The sequence below is a fragment of the Cupriavidus sp. 8B genome (assembly GCF_054589115.1).
This window is the reverse complement of sequence record NZ_BAAILO010000288.1, coordinates 1-15,080: the sequence shown is the minus strand read 5'-3', so window position 1 is coordinate 15,080 and position 15,080 is coordinate 1. Positions and strand designations below refer to the sequence as shown.

The 15,080-nt window shown below is 62.9% G+C and carries 14 protein-coding genes and 2 pseudogenes; 13 read left to right on the top strand and 3 right to left on the bottom strand.

What is annotated here, in order from left to right:
• Positions 1–342, bottom strand: a 342-nt coding sequence (locus tag ACYP5B_RS28245) for a TetR/AcrR family transcriptional regulator (RefSeq protein ID WP_459571907.1), incomplete at its 3' end; no start/stop codon positions are given.
• A 91-nt stretch (positions 343–433) separates the two neighbouring features.
• Between ACYP5B_RS28245 and ACYP5B_RS28240 the strand changes: the two genes are divergently transcribed.
• The 11 genes and pseudogenes from ACYP5B_RS28240 (at position 434) to ACYP5B_RS28190 (ending at position 11,288) form a co-directional block, all read left to right on the top strand.
• Complete coding sequence (locus tag ACYP5B_RS28240) at positions 434–1,612, top strand: PAS domain-containing sensor histidine kinase (RefSeq protein WP_459571906.1); 1,179 nt, start codon at positions 434–436, stop codon at positions 1,610–1,612.
• Positions 1,609–2,241 carry a response regulator gene (locus ACYP5B_RS28235; RefSeq protein ID WP_400101832.1) on the top strand — a complete coding sequence of 211 codons (633 nt, stop codon included), beginning with the start codon at positions 1,609–1,611 and terminating at the stop codon, positions 2,239–2,241. Before ACYP5B_RS28240 ends, ACYP5B_RS28235 begins: the two co-directional genes overlap by 4 nt.
• 127 nt (positions 2,242–2,368) lie before the next feature.
• Positions 2,369–3,142 (top strand): enoyl-CoA hydratase, encoded by a 774-nt coding sequence (locus tag ACYP5B_RS28230; RefSeq protein WP_459571905.1) that lies wholly within the window; start codon positions 2,369–2,371, stop codon positions 3,140–3,142.
• Positions 3,143–3,203: 61 nt separating this feature from the next.
• Positions 3,204–3,347: pseudogene (locus tag ACYP5B_RS28225) on the top strand (acetyl-CoA C-acyltransferase); the annotation flags it as partial.
• A gap of 29 nt (positions 3,348–3,376) precedes the next feature.
• Positions 3,377–4,159, top strand: coding sequence for an SDR family oxidoreductase (locus tag ACYP5B_RS28220; RefSeq protein WP_459571904.1), 783 nt, complete (start codon positions 3,377–3,379; stop codon positions 4,157–4,159).
• 48 nt (positions 4,160–4,207) lie between these two features.
• Positions 4,208–4,996, top strand: a complete 789-nt coding sequence (locus ACYP5B_RS28215) for a crotonase/enoyl-CoA hydratase family protein (RefSeq protein WP_459571903.1) — start codon at positions 4,208–4,210, stop codon at positions 4,994–4,996.
• A gap of 59 nt (positions 4,997–5,055) precedes the next feature.
• Entirely contained in the window at positions 5,056–7,317 is a 2,262-nt protein-coding gene (locus tag ACYP5B_RS28210; protein WP_459571902.1) for an acyl-CoA synthetase, read from the top strand.
• Between the two features lie 187 nt (positions 7,318–7,504).
• Positions 7,505–9,262, top strand: a complete 1,758-nt coding sequence (locus ACYP5B_RS28205) for an acyl-CoA dehydrogenase (protein WP_459571925.1) — start codon at positions 7,505–7,507, stop codon at positions 9,260–9,262.
• A 33-nt stretch (positions 9,263–9,295) separates the two neighbouring features.
• The gene (locus tag ACYP5B_RS28200) at positions 9,296–10,276 is read left to right on the top strand and encodes an NAD(P)H-dependent flavin oxidoreductase (protein ID WP_459571901.1); all 981 of its coding nucleotides are present in this window, start codon (positions 9,296–9,298) and stop codon (positions 10,274–10,276) included.
• A gap of 30 nt (positions 10,277–10,306) precedes the next feature.
• The gene (locus tag ACYP5B_RS28195; protein ID WP_459571900.1) at positions 10,307–10,783 is read left to right on the top strand and encodes a putative quinol monooxygenase; all 477 of its coding nucleotides are present in this window, start codon (positions 10,307–10,309) and stop codon (positions 10,781–10,783) included.
• Between the two features lie 154 nt (positions 10,784–10,937).
• Positions 10,938–11,288 (top strand): hypothetical protein, encoded by a 351-nt coding sequence (locus ACYP5B_RS28190; protein ID WP_459571899.1) that lies wholly within the window; start codon positions 10,938–10,940, stop codon positions 11,286–11,288.
• Positions 11,289–11,340: 52 nt separating this feature from the next.
• Here the strand turns inward: ACYP5B_RS28190 and ACYP5B_RS28185 are convergent, their stop codons facing one another.
• Together ACYP5B_RS28185 and ACYP5B_RS28180 are read right to left on the bottom strand one after the other, a co-directional pair.
• Positions 11,341–12,360: an extracellular catalytic domain type 2 short-chain-length polyhydroxyalkanoate depolymerase gene (locus ACYP5B_RS28185; RefSeq protein WP_400101817.1), complete on the bottom strand. Its 1,020-nt coding sequence runs from the start codon at positions 12,358–12,360 to the stop codon at positions 11,341–11,343.
• 950 nt (positions 12,361–13,310) lie between these two features.
• Positions 13,311–13,532, bottom strand: coding sequence for a hypothetical protein (locus ACYP5B_RS28180; protein ID WP_459571927.1), 222 nt, complete (start codon positions 13,530–13,532; stop codon positions 13,311–13,313).
• Here ACYP5B_RS28180 and ACYP5B_RS28175 point away from each other — a divergent pair.
• A pseudogene (locus ACYP5B_RS28175) lies at positions 13,513–13,851 on the top strand (IS66 family transposase); the annotation flags it as partial. The gene ACYP5B_RS28180 and the pseudogene ACYP5B_RS28175 overlap by 20 nt on opposite strands.
• A 300-nt stretch (positions 13,852–14,151) precedes the next feature.
• On the top strand, positions 14,152–14,592 hold the full coding sequence (locus ACYP5B_RS28170) for a hypothetical protein (RefSeq protein WP_459571897.1): 441 nt from the start codon (positions 14,152–14,154) through the stop codon (positions 14,590–14,592).
• The last annotated feature ends 488 nt before the right edge of the window (positions 14,593–15,080 follow it).

The following is a 15,080-nucleotide window of genomic DNA, read 5'->3' as shown; positions in this document are numbered from 1 at the left end:
CGCCACGTCGCCCGCCAGCGCAGCGATTGCGCAGCCGGTCGTGCGCGCGTCGCGGTGCTTGCGGCTCAGGTAGCTGCGTACCGTTGCGCTGTACTCGACCGACGCCTTCCCGTTTTTTGCATCGAACGCGGCATTCCCGGCATCCAGCGCGCGTTCGAGCGCGTGCAGCAGCAGGTCGGAGCGGGACTCGAAGTGCCCATAGAAGCCGCCGTGCGTCAGGTTGGCGCTACGCATCAGCTTGCCGACGCTGACGGATTCGAGTCCGCCATCCCGAATCTGCTCCGCGGCCTGTTCCAGGATGCGCTTCCTGCTTTGCGCTTTGTCCGCCTGTGAGTGTCCCATCTGTCAAATCCCATGTTCTTGTCTTGACTTTCTGCATTGTGCTCGTCATTCTCTAGCATGACAACCATCATTCAGATAGCGGGTAGCTGCCATGGCCGAACTGGACGAGCTGAACGTTGACCTGGACGACTACGAGGTCCCCTTCAAGGGCATCGTCGAGCAGTCCATCGCCGGCATCTACATCCTGCAGGACGGCCGCTTCCGCTATGTCAACGAGACTTTCGCGCACATGTGCGGTCTCAGGCGCGAGAAGTTGCTCGGCGCCCGGCTTTGCGACGTGGCGAACCCCTCGCAACGCGGTGCGCTGATGGCCCAGTACGAGCGCCAGATCAGCGGCGTTGGCGCTTCCAAGCTGTTCGTCATTCGCCGGACCTCGTCCCGCAACCCAGGCTGCTTCGAGATTCATGGCACGCGCGTGATCTTCCACGGCCGCCCCGCAATCGTCGGCCTCGGCATCGACATCACCGAGCGCGAGCGGCAACGCGCCGAGCTGGTCGAGGCCAGCGAGCGCTTGCAGGAGCTGGTCGCAAGCGCCAACAACGTCCGCGAGAACGAGCGCCACCGCGTAGCGCGCGAGCTGCACGACGTGATCGGCGGCATGCTGACGGCGATCAAATTTGACCTGTCGCGGCTGTCGCGGGGCATCGAGGCGTTGGACCGCTGTCGCGCGCCACGGGCGCGGCAAGGTGGATCGGCGGCGCCGGCGCTTGCCTCGCTGGCGCTGACCGCAGCCCAGACCCTCCAGCTCACGCAGGAGACCATCGAAGCCATGCGCGTAATTTCCGAAGGACTCCGCCCGGGCGCCCTCGACCATCTGGGCCTGCATGACACGCTGTGCCTCGACCTCGGCCGGTTCGAACGGCGCTACGGTATCGCCACCCGCTTTCGCGCCACGGGCGCCGCGCGAGGGTTGGACCACAACCGTGAGATCGGCATTTACCGGATCTTCCAGGAAGCGCTCACCAACGTCGCAAGGCATTCCAAAGCTACCGAAGTCACCGTGAGCCTTGACTGGGTGGCCGATCGCCTTGAGCTGGAAATCTCGGACAACGGCCTCGGCTTCGACATCGATCGTGTGGCGGCCGATGGCCATCTCGGCCTGCTGGGCATGCAGGAACGCACACGCGAGCTCGACGGCATACTCGTCCTCGACACCGGACCCCGCTCCGGCGCGCGCGTGCGACTCGGCGTGCCGGTCGCGTCCGGCGTCAACGAAGACACCAACAAATGCGCCAATCCCGGCGCTCACATCGACGGAGGACAGCCATGATTCGCCTGCTGCTGATCGACGACCACACAATCTTCCGCCAGGGCCTAAAACGCTTGCTTGCCGAGCAGGACGGATTCGATGTCGTGGCCGAAGCCAGCGATGCGAACGAAGCCCTTGGCCGCCTGCGCGAACAGCCCTTTGACGTGGCGCTCCTCGATGTCAACATGCCGGGCCGCAGTGGCCTGGATATGCTGCCCTCGCTGCGCGCCGAGCGCCCCACGATGCCGGTGGTCGTGCTGAGCATGTACCCTGCCGAGCAGTACGCACTGCGTGCGTTCCAGGCGGGCGCCTCCGGCTATGTCACCAAGGACATGGACGCGATGGAACTGGTTGATTCGATCCGCAAAGTGGAGAAGGGCAAGCGCTACCTGACGCCCGCCGTCGCGAGCTGCCTGCTCGACGGCTTTGACCGGGTCAGCGACGTGGCGCCACACCAGCAACTGTCGTCGCGCGAGTACGAGATCATGCTTCTGATCGTGCGCGGTATCCGCCTGACCGATATCGGCCAGCAGATGTTCCTGAGCGTGAAGACTGTGAGCACCTACCGCTCACGCATCCTGAAGAAGATCGGTGTCTGCAGCAACGCCGAGCTGGCGCGCTATGCCGTCGAACATCGGCTGATCGACTGATCGCATCCCTCATCTTCAGAAAACGCTGACAAGGCGTAGGGCAAGTTCCGACAGCCGGATTCGCGCCGGACGTCCAAACTCTCTTCAACGACACGACTCCACACGAGACGGAACGAAGGAGAGAACGATGACGGCAGACGTGCTGCTGCACCTGGACGACGGCGTGCTGGTCGTGACGATCAACCGGCCGGCGAAGAAGAACGCGCTCACCGCGCAGATGTATTCGGCGCTCGCCGACGCGGTCGCCGAGGCGGACCGTCGCGATGACGTCCGCGTCGTGTTGCTCCGTGGCGAGGGCGGTAACTTCAGCAGCGGCAACGACATCGGCTTGTTCGTCAATGGACAGGCCACCGAACACAAGGAGTCGCCCGCCATGTCGTTCCTGCGCGCGGTCATCGCACTGCGCAAGCCGATGGTGGCCTGCGTCTGCGGGCATGCGGTCGGCATCGGGGCGACCGTGCTGCTGCATTGCGACTACGTCGTCGCCTCTGACGACGCCCGCATCCGCTTCCCGTTCGTCGACCTCGGGCTGTGCCCAGAATTCGCCTCCACGCTGCTGCTGCAGCAGGTAGTGGGCCGCAACAAGGCGACCGAATGGCTGCTGCTGGCCACCACCATTCCCGCCGCCGAAGCCCATCGGGCTGGACTCGTCAATCGCGTGATGCCGCTGGAGACAGTCGCGGCGGAGGCGCTGTCGATCGCCAAGTGCCTCGCCACCAAGCCGCGCCAGGCGCTGATGGCGACGCGCGGACTGGTGCGCGAGGCGACCGAGATGCTGGTCAGGGACAGTCTCCAGCGTGAGACGGTCGTGTTCGACACCCTGCGGCAGTCGCCCGAGGCACAGGAAATTTTCCGGCGCTTCCTGCAACGGGCGCCCGTCCGGACCGCTGCCCCCGCCTGAGCCCGGGGCCGATGACAGCCAATCAGAACCACCAGAGCGTCAAACCTGGAGAGGACCTCCAGTGAGCCATCCCTACGGCGTCAGCGGCGCGCGGCTGACCGGCCACGCGCTGGTCGAGGGCAGGCCGCGCGGCGCGAAGTACGTCGTGGTGACCATGTGCATCGGTGGCGGACAAGGCGCCGCCGGGCTGATCGAAGTGCTGTGACGAGTTCCACCCACAATCAAGGAGACGCAATGACTGCTGTGGCAAATCTTTTCGACCTGAAGGGCCGCACGGCTCTCGTTACCGGGGGGTCCAGCGGGCTGGGCCTGCAGATCGTCGAGGCGCTCGGCACGCAGGGCGCCCGCGTGGTGATCTCGGCGCGCAAGGCGGACGCGCTTCAATCCGCGCAGGCGCATCTGGCCGGCCTGGGCGTCGACGCAAGCTGGATCGCTGCTGACAACGCCGTGGAGGACGACGTTGAACGCCTCGCCAACGAAGCGATGGAACGCCTCGGCAAGGTCGACATCCTCGTCAACAACGCCGGCGCCACGTGGGGCGCGACCACCGTCGACCACCCGCTGGCCGCCTGGGACAAGGTCATGAACCTGAACGTGCGCTCAATCTTCCTGCTGACGCAGAAGATCGGCAGGCTGTCGATGCTTCCCAACCGATTCGGGCGCGTGATCAACCTCGCCTCGATTGCCGGCCTCAAGGGCAACGGCCCTAAGGGGCAGCCGACCATTGCTTACAACACCAGCAAAGGCGCCATCGTCAACTTTACGCGCGCGCTGGCCGGCGAATGGGGCCCGCATGGCGTCACCGTCAATGCCATTGCGCCGGGCTTTTTCCCGTCAAAGATGACCAGGGGGACGATCGAGAAAGTGGGCGTCGAGAAGCTGTCGGAGTGGGCGCCTCTGCAGCGCATTGGTGACGACGACGACCTCAAGGGCGCGGCCCTGCTGTTCGCGAGCGACGCGGGCAAGCACATCACCGGCCAGATCCTCGCCGTCGACGGCGGCCTGACCGCGGTCTGAAGACGTTCGAACCCGAATTCAAACCATCCAGATTCAAAGGAAAACACCATGAGCAACGCAGCAGGCACGCCCGAAGTCCGTATGACGATCGAGGACCATATCGCCATTATTTCGCTGGACAACGCCGCCAAGAAGAACGCCATCACGCCGGATCTGATGCAGCAGCTCTCGCAGCGGCTGACCGAGTTCGACAACGACGACAACCTGTGGGTGGCGGTGCTGGACCCGGCAGGCGAGCACACAACGGCCGGCCTCGATATGCCGAAGTTCTTCGGCCCGACTGTCACGGCCAAGCCGATTCCAGACGACCAAGTCGACCCGTTCGGCCTCAAAAAGCGCTGCCGAAAGCCGCTGATCTCGGTCGTCCACGGCATCACCTATACCATCGGCATCGAGCAGATGCTCGCCTCCGACATCGTGATTGCCGCCGATACCGCGCGCTTCTGCCAACTCGAATCGAAGCGCGGCATCGCCCCGCTCGGCGGCGCTCACTTCCGCTACCTGACGCGCACCGGTTGGGGCAACGCGATGTACCACCTGTTCCTGTGCGACGAGTTCTCGGCAGAGGAGGCGTATCGCTGCGGCTTCGTCCAGGAGGTCCATCCCTATGGCAGGCACCGCGAGCGCGCGATGGAGATCGCCCGGCTGATCTGCAAGGTCGCCCCCATCGGCCTGCGCGCGACCAAAGCGGCGGCGCTGACTTACATCGAGCACGGCGAGAAGGCGGCCATCGACGTCATCCCGCGGGTGAGCGAGCAGGTCTTCGCCACGGAAGACTTCAAGGAAGGAATCCAGTCCTTCGTCGAGCGCCGCGAGGCGCGATTCCAGGGGCGCTGAGGTGCGGCTGACCTCCATGACCGCTGATACGGGAGCCACTAACGCTGTCGCTGCTGCCGATGCTGATGCTGATGGCGCAGATAACTGGCTTCGAGGGCGTACGTGCGCGCGTCAACTACGGCCTGAACCGCGTCCGCTTTACCGGCCCCGTGCCTGTCGGCGCGAAGGTACGCGTCCGCGCCGTCCTGGAGAACGTGGCTGACGAAGGGCAGGGCGGCGTGAAGGTGGCGTGGACAGTCACCTTCGAGATGGAAGTATCGGCTAGGCCGGTATGTGTCGCGGAGTCGATGGCCAAGCTGTACTACCAGGCGCATTCCCCGTCGATTACAGACACCAACCGGCGCCGTGCGACGAACGTCATCGCGCGGAGGGGGGACTGCGCCCTTGGGGTGCAGCCCGCCCAAAAAAATATAGAAACTGGAGACAACAAGATGAACGCCCCGATGCCAGACTACTGGACCCCCGACCTCCTGTTGAGCGAAGCCGACGTTGCCCACTTCGAGCGCGTCCCGCTTGCGGACCGCAAACTGCCGGCCTCCACCTACGAAATGCTGATGGACGGCTGCGCCATCGACCCCTCGAAGGTTGCCATCCGCTTCTTCACCGACGGCGCCCGTCCCTTGGAGACTGAACGGCAGGTGACCTATGCCGAGTTGCGGGCCAAGGTCAACCAGACGGCAAATCTGCTGAACGACCTCAGCGTTGGCAAGGACGATGTCGTCTCGGTGCTGATGCCAGCGATTCCCGAATCGCAGTTCGTCCTGTGGGGCGCTCAGGCCGCCGGAATCGTCAATCCGGTCAATTGGATGCTGGAGCCGGACATCCTCGTCCAGATGTTCCGCTCGGCGGGGACCAAGGTACTGGTTGCGTTTGGTGGCGACGAGTACGCCGAGATCTGGGCCAAGGCCGAGGCCATAGCGCGCGACCTCCCATCGCTGGCCGCGGTAGTTCGCATCTGCGGAGCTGGTCCGGCGAAGGTCGCGGGCGTGCCCGTCATTGATTTCGCCGAAGCCGTCGAGCGCTATCCCTCCGACCGCCTGGTCTCTGGGCGGATCTTCTCGTCTGACGACACCGCCTCGCTCTTCCACACCGGCGGCACGACCGGCGCGCCTAAACTGGCATGCAACCTGCACCGCAACCAGGTGTTCTGGGTGTGGGCGTCGCAGCGCACGTTGGGATTCGACTCGACCGAGGTGCAAGCGGTCGGTGTCCCGATTTTCCACGTCGCCGGCGCGGTGACCGCCTGTTTCAGCCCGCTGGCGAGGGGTGCGACAGTCGTGTTGATGACGTCAGCCGGATTCCGCCATCCGTCCGTGCTTCCGAACCTCTGGCGCATCGTCGAGGCTTTTCGAGCCAACATGCTGACCGTCGTGCCGACGTTGGTGAATCAGTTGCTGTCGATTCCGCTGGATGGCGCGGACATCTCGACCTTGGCCTACGTCGCCTCGTCGACCGCGCCCCTGTCGACTACCGTCGCCGACGCCTTTCATCGCATGACCGGCCACCGCATTCGTGAAAGCTGGGGCATGACCGAAACCACTGCGGTCAACTGCATCACGCCCCGGGTCGGACAGGTCAAGGTTGGGAGCTCGGGTATACGCTTGCCGTACCAGCAGGTCCGCGTGGTGGTGCCGGACGGCACCGGAAACGTGGCGCGGGACTGTCCGCGTGGAGAGCCGGGCTTCGTTGTCGTGCGCGGGCCTTCGGTGTTCCCTGGCTATCTGGGCCAGGAGCAGGCTGCCCGCTGGTTCGATGGCGACTGGTTGGACACCGGCGACCTCGGTTACTTCGACGCGGACGGCTGGCTGTGGATCACTGGCCGCTCCAAGGATCTGATCATCCGCGGCGGACACAACATCGATCCGAAGATGGTGGAGGAGGTGTTGTTCGGCCATCCGGCGATCCAGGACGCCGCCGTGGTCGGTGCGCCCGATACGCACGCCGGTGAGGTGCCGGTCGCCTATGTGGTGCTTAAGCCGGGAGCGAGCGCCTCGGCAGATAGCGTTCTACGGTACGCCGCCGAGCACACGCTAGAACGGGCGGCAATTCCGAAACACTGTTTCGTGCTGCCAGAAATGCCGAAGACGTCAGTCGGCAAGATTCAGAAGAACCTGCTGCGCGTCGACGCCATTGAGCGGATGTTCCGTGCCGCCCTCGACGGCATTGGCCGAAGCGCAGAGGTGCAGGCCACAGACCGGGACAGCCGCGGCTTCTTCGTGGAGATCCGAGTGCCGACGCTTGAAGCCGACGATGCGGCCCTGGATGGCGCGCTGCGCTCCTTCACTATTCCCTATGCGGTTCGACTTATCGAAGGGGCCTGACACATGAGCCGGCGCATCGACCGCAGAACTGCCCGCAAGCGGCTGTTCGCCCTCGACTTCGGCTATCGCTGGGGTGACGCCTGACCGGCCCAACATCCGGCCATCGATCGCATTCATCAAAAAAGGACTTACCATGTCTACAAACTACAAGGCGCCCGTCGACGACTACGTCTTTCTGTTGCACGACGTGATCGCGCCCACCATGCCACACGCGCTGGGTGGCATGGCGCGGGACGACACGCGACAGGTGCTCGAACAGGCCGCGCGCTTTTTCGAGAAGGTCTGGGCACCCCTGGACGGCCCCGGGGACGAAGAAGGCTGCCACTTCGACAATGGCGCGGTCAGAACGCCGTCCGGCTACCTGGCTGGATACGCCGCGCTGTGCGAGGCAGGCTGGAACCGGGTCTCGGTTCCAGAGGAATCTGGCGGAGCTGGCCTGCCGGAGGGGATCGACCAGGCCGTGCGCGAGTTCTCCGCGTCGGCCTGCAATTCGCTCGGCCTCTATGCGGCGCTGACCGACGGTGCGCATGCGACGGTCCGCCGTACCGGCGAGCCGTGGATGCTGGAGCACGTCGTCCCGGCGATGGTGGCGGGCCGCTGGGCCGGCACGATGTGCCTGACCGAACCGCATTGCGGGACTGACCTGCGGCTGATGAAGACGCGTGCGGTGTCGCAGCCTGACGGTAGCTGGCGCCTCAGCGGCACCAAGATCTTCATTTCCGGTGGCGACCAGGATCTGACCGAGAACGTCATCCACCTCGTGCTGGCGAAGGTCCCGGGCGAGGATGGACGTATCAGCGATGACCTGTCGACGGTCCGGCTTTTCCTGGTACCCAAACGTGTGGTGGACCCCGATAGCGGCATGCTGGGCGGATCGAACGGCGTCGTCGTGGCCGGGATCGAGCACAAAATGGGCCTGAAGGGTAGCGCGACCTGCACGTTGTCATTCGAGCATGCGCTGGCCTATCCGCTGCGGGGGTCGAGCCAGCCGGGCGGCACGCAACGCAAGTCGTCGGCTGGCATGAGCGGTATGTTCGACATGATGAATTCGGCGCGCCTCGTCACCGGATTGCAGGCGCTGTCGTCGGCAAGCCGCGCCTACGGGCATGCGGCCAACTACGCCCGCGAGCGGCTGGCCGGCCGGGCCGCCAAGGCGGAGGATCGCACAGGCGGCACGGCGGACCCAATCGTGGTTCATCCAGACGTGCGCCGGCTGCTGCTGAAGCAGGCGTCCTTCCTCGAAGCCGCCCGTGCCCTCGCGCTTCACGTGATGGCGCTGCTCGGCGAACCGGACGAAGTACTGCGTGCCGACCGGAACGCGATCGGCAGCCTGCTGACGCCGGTCGTCAAGGCATTCTTCAGCGACCGCTCCTTCGAGTCGGCCAACGACGCCATGCAACTGATGGGCGGGCACGGCTATATCCGTGACAACGGCGTCGAGCAGCTCGTGCGCGACTGTCGCATCTTCCAGCTCTATGAGGGGGCCAACGGCGTGCAAGCGCTGGATCTCGTGCTGCGCAAGCTGCCCGCGGGCGGCGGCCGGGCGCTGGCCGGGTTTCTCGACATGGTCGATGCCACCGCATGGGAGGCGGCACAGCGCGAGCCGTTGCGCGCGCACGCTGATACGCTACGGCAAGCCGCGCAGGATATCCGTGCCTGCGCGAAGTGGCTTGCTGACCCGTCGCGCAACCCTTACGACGCCGGCGCCGCTTCCAGCGATTTCCTGGCCATGATGGGTATCGTCGCTTGCGCCTGGATGTGGCTGCGGATGTCGGACGTCGCGCTTGGCCTGTTGCCCGACGCGGAGAACGGGACTTTCCTACGCCGCAAGCTGGAACTCGCCCGCTTCTGGTTCGCGCGTGAACTGCCGCTGGTCCCGACCTTGCGGCAGCGTGTGGAGACGGGCGCAGCCTGCCTGATGGCGCTGCCGGCCGACCAGTTCTAACCAATCAATATCTTTCTACAAGGAACTTCGTCGATGAAGACGCAGATCACTGAGTTGTTCGGCATCGAGCATCCCATCATTCAGGGTGGCATGCACTACGTCGGGTTTGCGGAACTGGCCGCCGCGGTGTCGAATGCGGGCGGCCTGGGCATCATTACGGCACTGACGCAGCCAAGTTCGGACGCCTTGGCCCGTGAGATCGGGCGATGCCGGGAAATGACCGACAAGCCGTTCGGTGTCAATCTCACCTTTCTGCCGTCGCGCAATCCGCCGGACTACGCGGGCTATGTGCGGGCGATCATCGAAGGCGGGGTCCAAATTGTCGAGACGGCCGGCAACAATCCCCAGCAATGGCTGCCGACGCTGCACGAGGCGGGCATCCGGGTCATCCACAAATGCACGTCGGTGCGGCATGCACTGAAGGCCGAGAGCATCGGCTGCGATGCGGTCAGCGTCGACGGCTTCGAATGCGGCGGACATCCGGGCGAGGACGACGTCCCAAACTTCATTCTGCTACCCCGTGCCGCGGACGAACTCAGGGTGCCCTTTGTCGCTTCGGGCGGGATGGCAGACGGCCGCTCGCTGGTCGCCGCGCTGGCGATGGGCGCGGCCGGCATCAACATGGGAACCCGCTTCGTCGCGACGGAAGAGGCGCCGGTACATCGAAAGGTCAAGCAAGCCATCATTGCGGCAACGGAACTCGATACGCGGCTTGTCATGCGCCCGCTGCGCAATACCGAGCGTGTGCTGAACAATGCGGGGGTCGAGCGCCTACTGGAGAAGGAAAGGCGCCTGGGGGCGGACATCACCTTCTCAGACATCGTCGAAGAGGTCGGCGGTGTTTATCCGCGCGTGATGCGGGACGGCAACCTCGACGCGGGCGCCTGGTCCTGCGGCATGGTCGCCGGGCTCATCCACGATATTCCCCGGGTCGGAGACCTGATCGACAGGATCATGCACCAGGCGGAGGAGATCGTCGCGACGCGACTTCAGGGAATGTTGTCGCGTGGCTAAACATTTGGGAACAATCAGGGGGACAAGGAAATGCGTGGAATCGTAGCGAAGATCAAGGTGAAGGAGGGCCGGGAGGCCGAGTTTGAAGCGCTGGCGGCCGGCCTGGTCGTCGAGTCGTGCGCGGAAGCCGGGTGCCTGTCGTACGACCTGTGGCGTTCGGAGGAAGCACGTGAATACGTGTTTGTCGAGCGCTATGCCGACGAGGCGGCTGCTCAGGCACACGTCAAATCTGATCACTATCGCCGGATCGGACGCCAGATGGGCGAGCTTATGGATGGTGCGCCGACCGTGCTCCAACTGGCCGCAGTGGAAGTTGCTGCCGGCCTGAGCCCGGCTGATCCAGAACTTGTTGGAAGCGACCGATCTGACCCTGAGCGCTCCAGGCTGGTGGAACAGTGGCTCAGCCATTTCGGGGTGGTTGACGCGAAGAAGTTGGATCTGGGCATCCTTGAGGCGATCCGGCAATACGTCACCAATGGCGTGCGGCCGCCCGAAAAGGCTGCTTAGGGAGGAGTTGCATTCGTTCAGCGGCGTGGATGACTGTCCACCCGTGCTCGCCACGGCCGGCCGGTTGAGTGATGAAGACCATGACCGGCTTGGCGGCCGGTGAGCCAATTTCCGCTTCAGTCGCTGAGGAGGAACGCGGCAGAGCGCCGAGGGTGTGACGGCTCCCATCGACTGGGCCGCACAGTACCGGCAACTGCTCGCCGAGCTGGCCAGCTTGAGTAGCGATGGGAGTATTCCAGATGCCGAGCTGCGCTCGCATCTGGCCCAGTCGGTGGCCGCCAAGCGCACTCAGCGCACACCGAGCCGGTCGTCTGCGATCAGGCAGCGGCTGATCGACGCCATCAGGCCCGTGCGCGCGTTACTGGTGGCCGTCGCCAAGCTGCCCTGGCAAGCCACCGGCGAACACCCGGTAATTGACGCTCTGGGCAAGCTGCGCCACCTGTGCGCGGACGCCGTTCGAAGCTTACCCGATGATGTGACCGCCCCTCTCCTAGGGTATCCATAGGCACCATACATTGAACGAGCGTTCAATAATTTATGTGGGCGGCCGCCGTGCACTACGGCTTCGAGAGCAGCCGGCCGACCATGGCGTTGACTGCGCTCAATTGCGACCCCGATTTCAGCGCGTAATCGGGGCCGGTATAACCGAACCAGTCCCAGCAGCCTTGCGGATTAAAGGGAACCGTAGACGCATTCACCTGCGGGTACAGCACAAGGATGTTGTTAGTGTCCGCCCAGTAGTTGTAGTTCGTCTTCGCGTAAAAATCATTGCCGACAACGGCTTCGGACTGCTTACACCCATGGAATGCCACGTGGACTTTGCACACTGCTCCCTGAGCGCATGAATTTGGCACATAGACGAAGCCCGTATCCGCCATGCCTGTCGCGGTCGTCGCGAATTCGCGCTGGTTGAACGGTACGATTCTCCCTGACAGGCTCTTCGCCGGCTTGTTCAGCGTGCCGTAGATCTGCTGCAGCAACGCGCCGGCCTGATCGTACTTTTGCTTGCCGACCGCGCAATGGCTGATATATGGAGAGGCGTTATCGGAGCACACGTTGCCGAACGCTGGTGTGATGAATGCGTGGCCGGCTGCCACGTTGTTCACGTACTGCAGGTTAGACGGAGGAACGCCGGCCTCCTTGAAGAACGACACTGTTGCGTCGACTGCCTGCTGGTAGACGACAGTATCCTTGGTTCCGCTAAATACATAGACCCGGGCCTTCTGCAAATTCGATAGCGGGTCGATCTGGCCGAGCGACGCAAAACCCGTCGCGGCGGCTACCATCAGTGCTGGATTCGGCGGCACGAACGGCACCTGCCCCATGCAAATCGTCGTGTTGAGGATGTTCCCAGCCGCGCAATAATACGGCCCCCCCGCTACCACACCGGCACCGACTACCGAGCCGGAGTATGCGACCTGGTACTGGACTGCCATGAAGGCTCCCGACGACAGGCCGGACACTGAGGTCAGCGATAGGTCGCCAGCAAAGGAGGGCAGCGCATCGGCGGCCAGCGCAGTATGAGAAAGAGCAGCGACCGCAAAGGCAGCAATGGTAAGGGTACGAAGCGATTTCATCACGATAGCTCCTGTGGCACAACGATCGAAAAAATTGGACTAAAGGACAGCACCAGCAAAAAATCCATTGCCCATTGGGAACCTTCGAATCGAAGGAGGCGGGGAATCGCATACGCGGTCGTGCTTCAAAGGGGCCGTGTTGTGGATCAGCGATAGGGCAGCCGACTGCGGCTACTGACATCACAACATCACCGCTATATGCAGCGCCGACATCATCGAATTCCGACAGGTAGTTTTGGCCAATGCACTGCTTTTGTGCGGGCCAATACCGGGCGGCGACGTTTCAAGGGGCTGCGCGTGTGCTTGGTCTTGTGCCTTGCAACATTATCGGCGTTTCGAAAGGTTTTCGAATTTATATTTGTGCTTGCGTGCGGTATTTGCAACGGTGTCGTCTGGTTGTCATGTGGACCGCCTAGGAATTGGCCGCTAACTTCCGAGCAAAGAATTTAGAATAAATTAAATCTGATATAACTAGTATTTTATTAAATTCAGGATGCAATAGGGCGCATTCAGCTCGTGACAAGCACGGGGATGCCCAGTTCTCGACGGAGCTGGGACACGCGCACGAGCAGGTCGCAGTGGCGCAGGAGTTGGCCCGCGCCACCGAGCGCCGCGCGAGATTGACCAGGAGCGCGCGCTGCGCCAGAAGGTCGAGCAGACGGTGGCGGCTCTGAGCAAGGAACTGGCGGCGGTGCAAGCGGGGGCGCGGGACACCGCCGTGGCCGCGCCGAGGAGCGGGCGCGGCTGCAGGCCGGGCGCAGAAGCGGAGGCCACCGCGACGCACACCAAACTCAAGCCAGGGCCGGCGGGAGAGGGCGCAGCGGAATTTGACCGCCGCGCAACGGGATAAGCCTGTGGGGCAAGCTGCGCGGTGCCATTCGCCCGCGGTTCGATCCGCTCATCCGGTCGATGTACGAGCCGAAAGGATTTTGATGTCGCCCCTCGCTCGGTTAAGCACGCTCCGGCGTTTCTTGGCTTGGTTTCTTGAGGCAAGCCAGGCGCACGCCACTTTCGCTGTCGTTCATTGTCGTCAAAACGACAATGCCTAAATGACTACCTTCGACGATATAGAGATCCGCCGATCCGAACTGGCGAAGTCTTACCTGCAATGGCTTGAGGCTACGCTCGACGCTCAGCAAGGTGTCGCACAAAAGCGATACCGCGAAGGCCATTAGTTACGCATTGAATCAGTGGACGGCACTAACACTGTATGCCAGTGATGGTCGCGTCGAGACCGACAACAACGCCGCGGAGCGCGCGTTGCGGGCCGTTGCTCTCGGTCGAAAGAACTTCTTGCACTTCGGCTCCGACAGTGGCGGCGAACGCGGCGCGGCGACTTGTTCGCTGGTGGCCACAGTCAAGCTGAACGGTCTCGATCCCGAGGCCTACCTGCGACACGTCATTGCTCGCATCGCCGACCACACCGTCAATCGCGTCAGCGAACTGCTGCCATGGGCCGTGGCTGAGGAGCTTCGCCCGAACGTCGCCTGAAAGTATCACCCTCGTCAAGAACGCTGGCAGTCAGACGGTTACGTCGAGGGAACGGTCTTCGCTATTCAACGTGACTTGGAACCACTGCGGCAATTTGATGGGGGAGCCGTCGGCGACGAGGTGGAGAAATCAAAGTGCGCAACGAAACGCTTATCAGAAAATCGACCGATCGAAAAGATACTAAAGCATATGATTAATTCTAAACACAGTATTTGAATCACATTTTTCTATTTAAAACTAATGTAGAACAATTTCAATGATGATCCGTCCAATTTATATGGACCTAGTTGGAGATTATCCATGCAAGCAATTCGTCATATATGGCGCCATATGTGCAGTCCGAAGCCCTGGCAGGGCAGCCTCTGTGCCATTGTGGTCGGCGTCATTACAGTATTCGCGGGCCCCAGTGCACATGCAGCCGATCTTGCTCGTCACACCATAGGCCCAGTCAGCTACGTTTGCGGCGGCGTTGGCGAGGACGAGCAGCAGGCGCTCAAGTCGGAGTCGAAGGATTTTGATATGGGTCTGCTATTCACCGAAGGCGCGCGCGGCGAGTATCTATCTGACGTTGCCATCACACTTTCGCGCAACGGCGTCGAAGTTGCATCCTTTCATTCGACTGGGCCACGCTGCCTCATCAAAGCGCCTAGGGCGACTTATCAGGTCGTGGCAACCTATAACGGTGTAGATAAACACACCACATTGCGTATGGGTGAGCGGAATGTGCAACTGAATTGGTAGCCGGCTGACTTCGCAACGCGCTAATGAACATATAGAGCATATCGCAAGGGGGCTTGTTGCGATCCTAGAGTGGTTCTACTGGGGCGACAACGCGAGCGGTTCGCAGCGGTGCCCGCTGAGAGATCGGAGAGGAAGGCGACGATCGCGTGGCCAGCCCCCCACGGCAGCGCGCTTGGCAAAGTCCGCTGGGTGGTCGAGCGAACCCATGCCTTGGCCAAGTACTAGGCGTTGACTCAGGAACTGGAGCTGACGCCCGGCGTAATCGGGGGACTAGGCCTGCAGGCACGCCGCGCTCCAATGCCTCCCGCGCTGGGGTCGTCGGAGTCCATGGGCGTCTCCCAATCGCTCACACGCTTATGATTTAACATAAGAACTATTATGCCTGCTAGCGGTGTAGAGGCCAAATCAGAATGTCCGCTTGCAGCCACATCAGAATGTCCTCTGGATAGACCTATACTGGTAGCGCCTGGGTTGGACGGGAGCGCGCC

Excerpts from the sequence above, each read along its gene's own strand:
- ACYP5B_RS28240 (WP_459571906.1), top strand. The coding sequence starts at position 434 with ATGGCCGAACTGGACGAGCTGAACGTTGACCTGGACGACTACGAGGTC.
- ACYP5B_RS28235 (WP_400101832.1), top strand. The coding sequence starts at position 1,609 with ATGATTCGCCTGCTGCTGATCGACGACCACACAATCTTCCGCCAGGGC.
- ACYP5B_RS28230 (WP_459571905.1), top strand. The coding sequence starts at position 2,369 with ATGACGGCAGACGTGCTGCTGCACCTGGACGACGGCGTGCTGGTCGTG.
- ACYP5B_RS28220 (WP_459571904.1), top strand. The coding sequence starts at position 3,377 with ATGACTGCTGTGGCAAATCTTTTCGACCTGAAGGGCCGCACGGCTCTC.
- ACYP5B_RS28215 (WP_459571903.1), top strand. The coding sequence starts at position 4,208 with ATGAGCAACGCAGCAGGCACGCCCGAAGTCCGTATGACGATCGAGGAC.
- ACYP5B_RS28210 (WP_459571902.1), top strand. The coding sequence starts at position 5,056 with ATGCTGATGCTGATGGCGCAGATAACTGGCTTCGAGGGCGTACGTGCG.
- ACYP5B_RS28200 (WP_459571901.1), top strand. The coding sequence starts at position 9,296 with ATGAAGACGCAGATCACTGAGTTGTTCGGCATCGAGCATCCCATCATT.
- ACYP5B_RS28195 (WP_459571900.1), top strand. The coding sequence starts at position 10,307 with ATGCGTGGAATCGTAGCGAAGATCAAGGTGAAGGAGGGCCGGGAGGCC.
- ACYP5B_RS28185 (WP_400101817.1), bottom strand. The coding sequence starts at position 12,360 with ATGAAATCGCTTCGTACCCTTACCATTGCTGCCTTTGCGGTCGCTGCT.
- ACYP5B_RS28180 (WP_459571927.1), bottom strand. The coding sequence starts at position 13,532 with ATGGCCTTCGCGGTATCGCTTTTGTGCGACACCTTGCTGAGCGTCGAG.
- ACYP5B_RS28170 (WP_459571897.1), top strand. The coding sequence starts at position 14,152 with ATGCAAGCAATTCGTCATATATGGCGCCATATGTGCAGTCCGAAGCCC.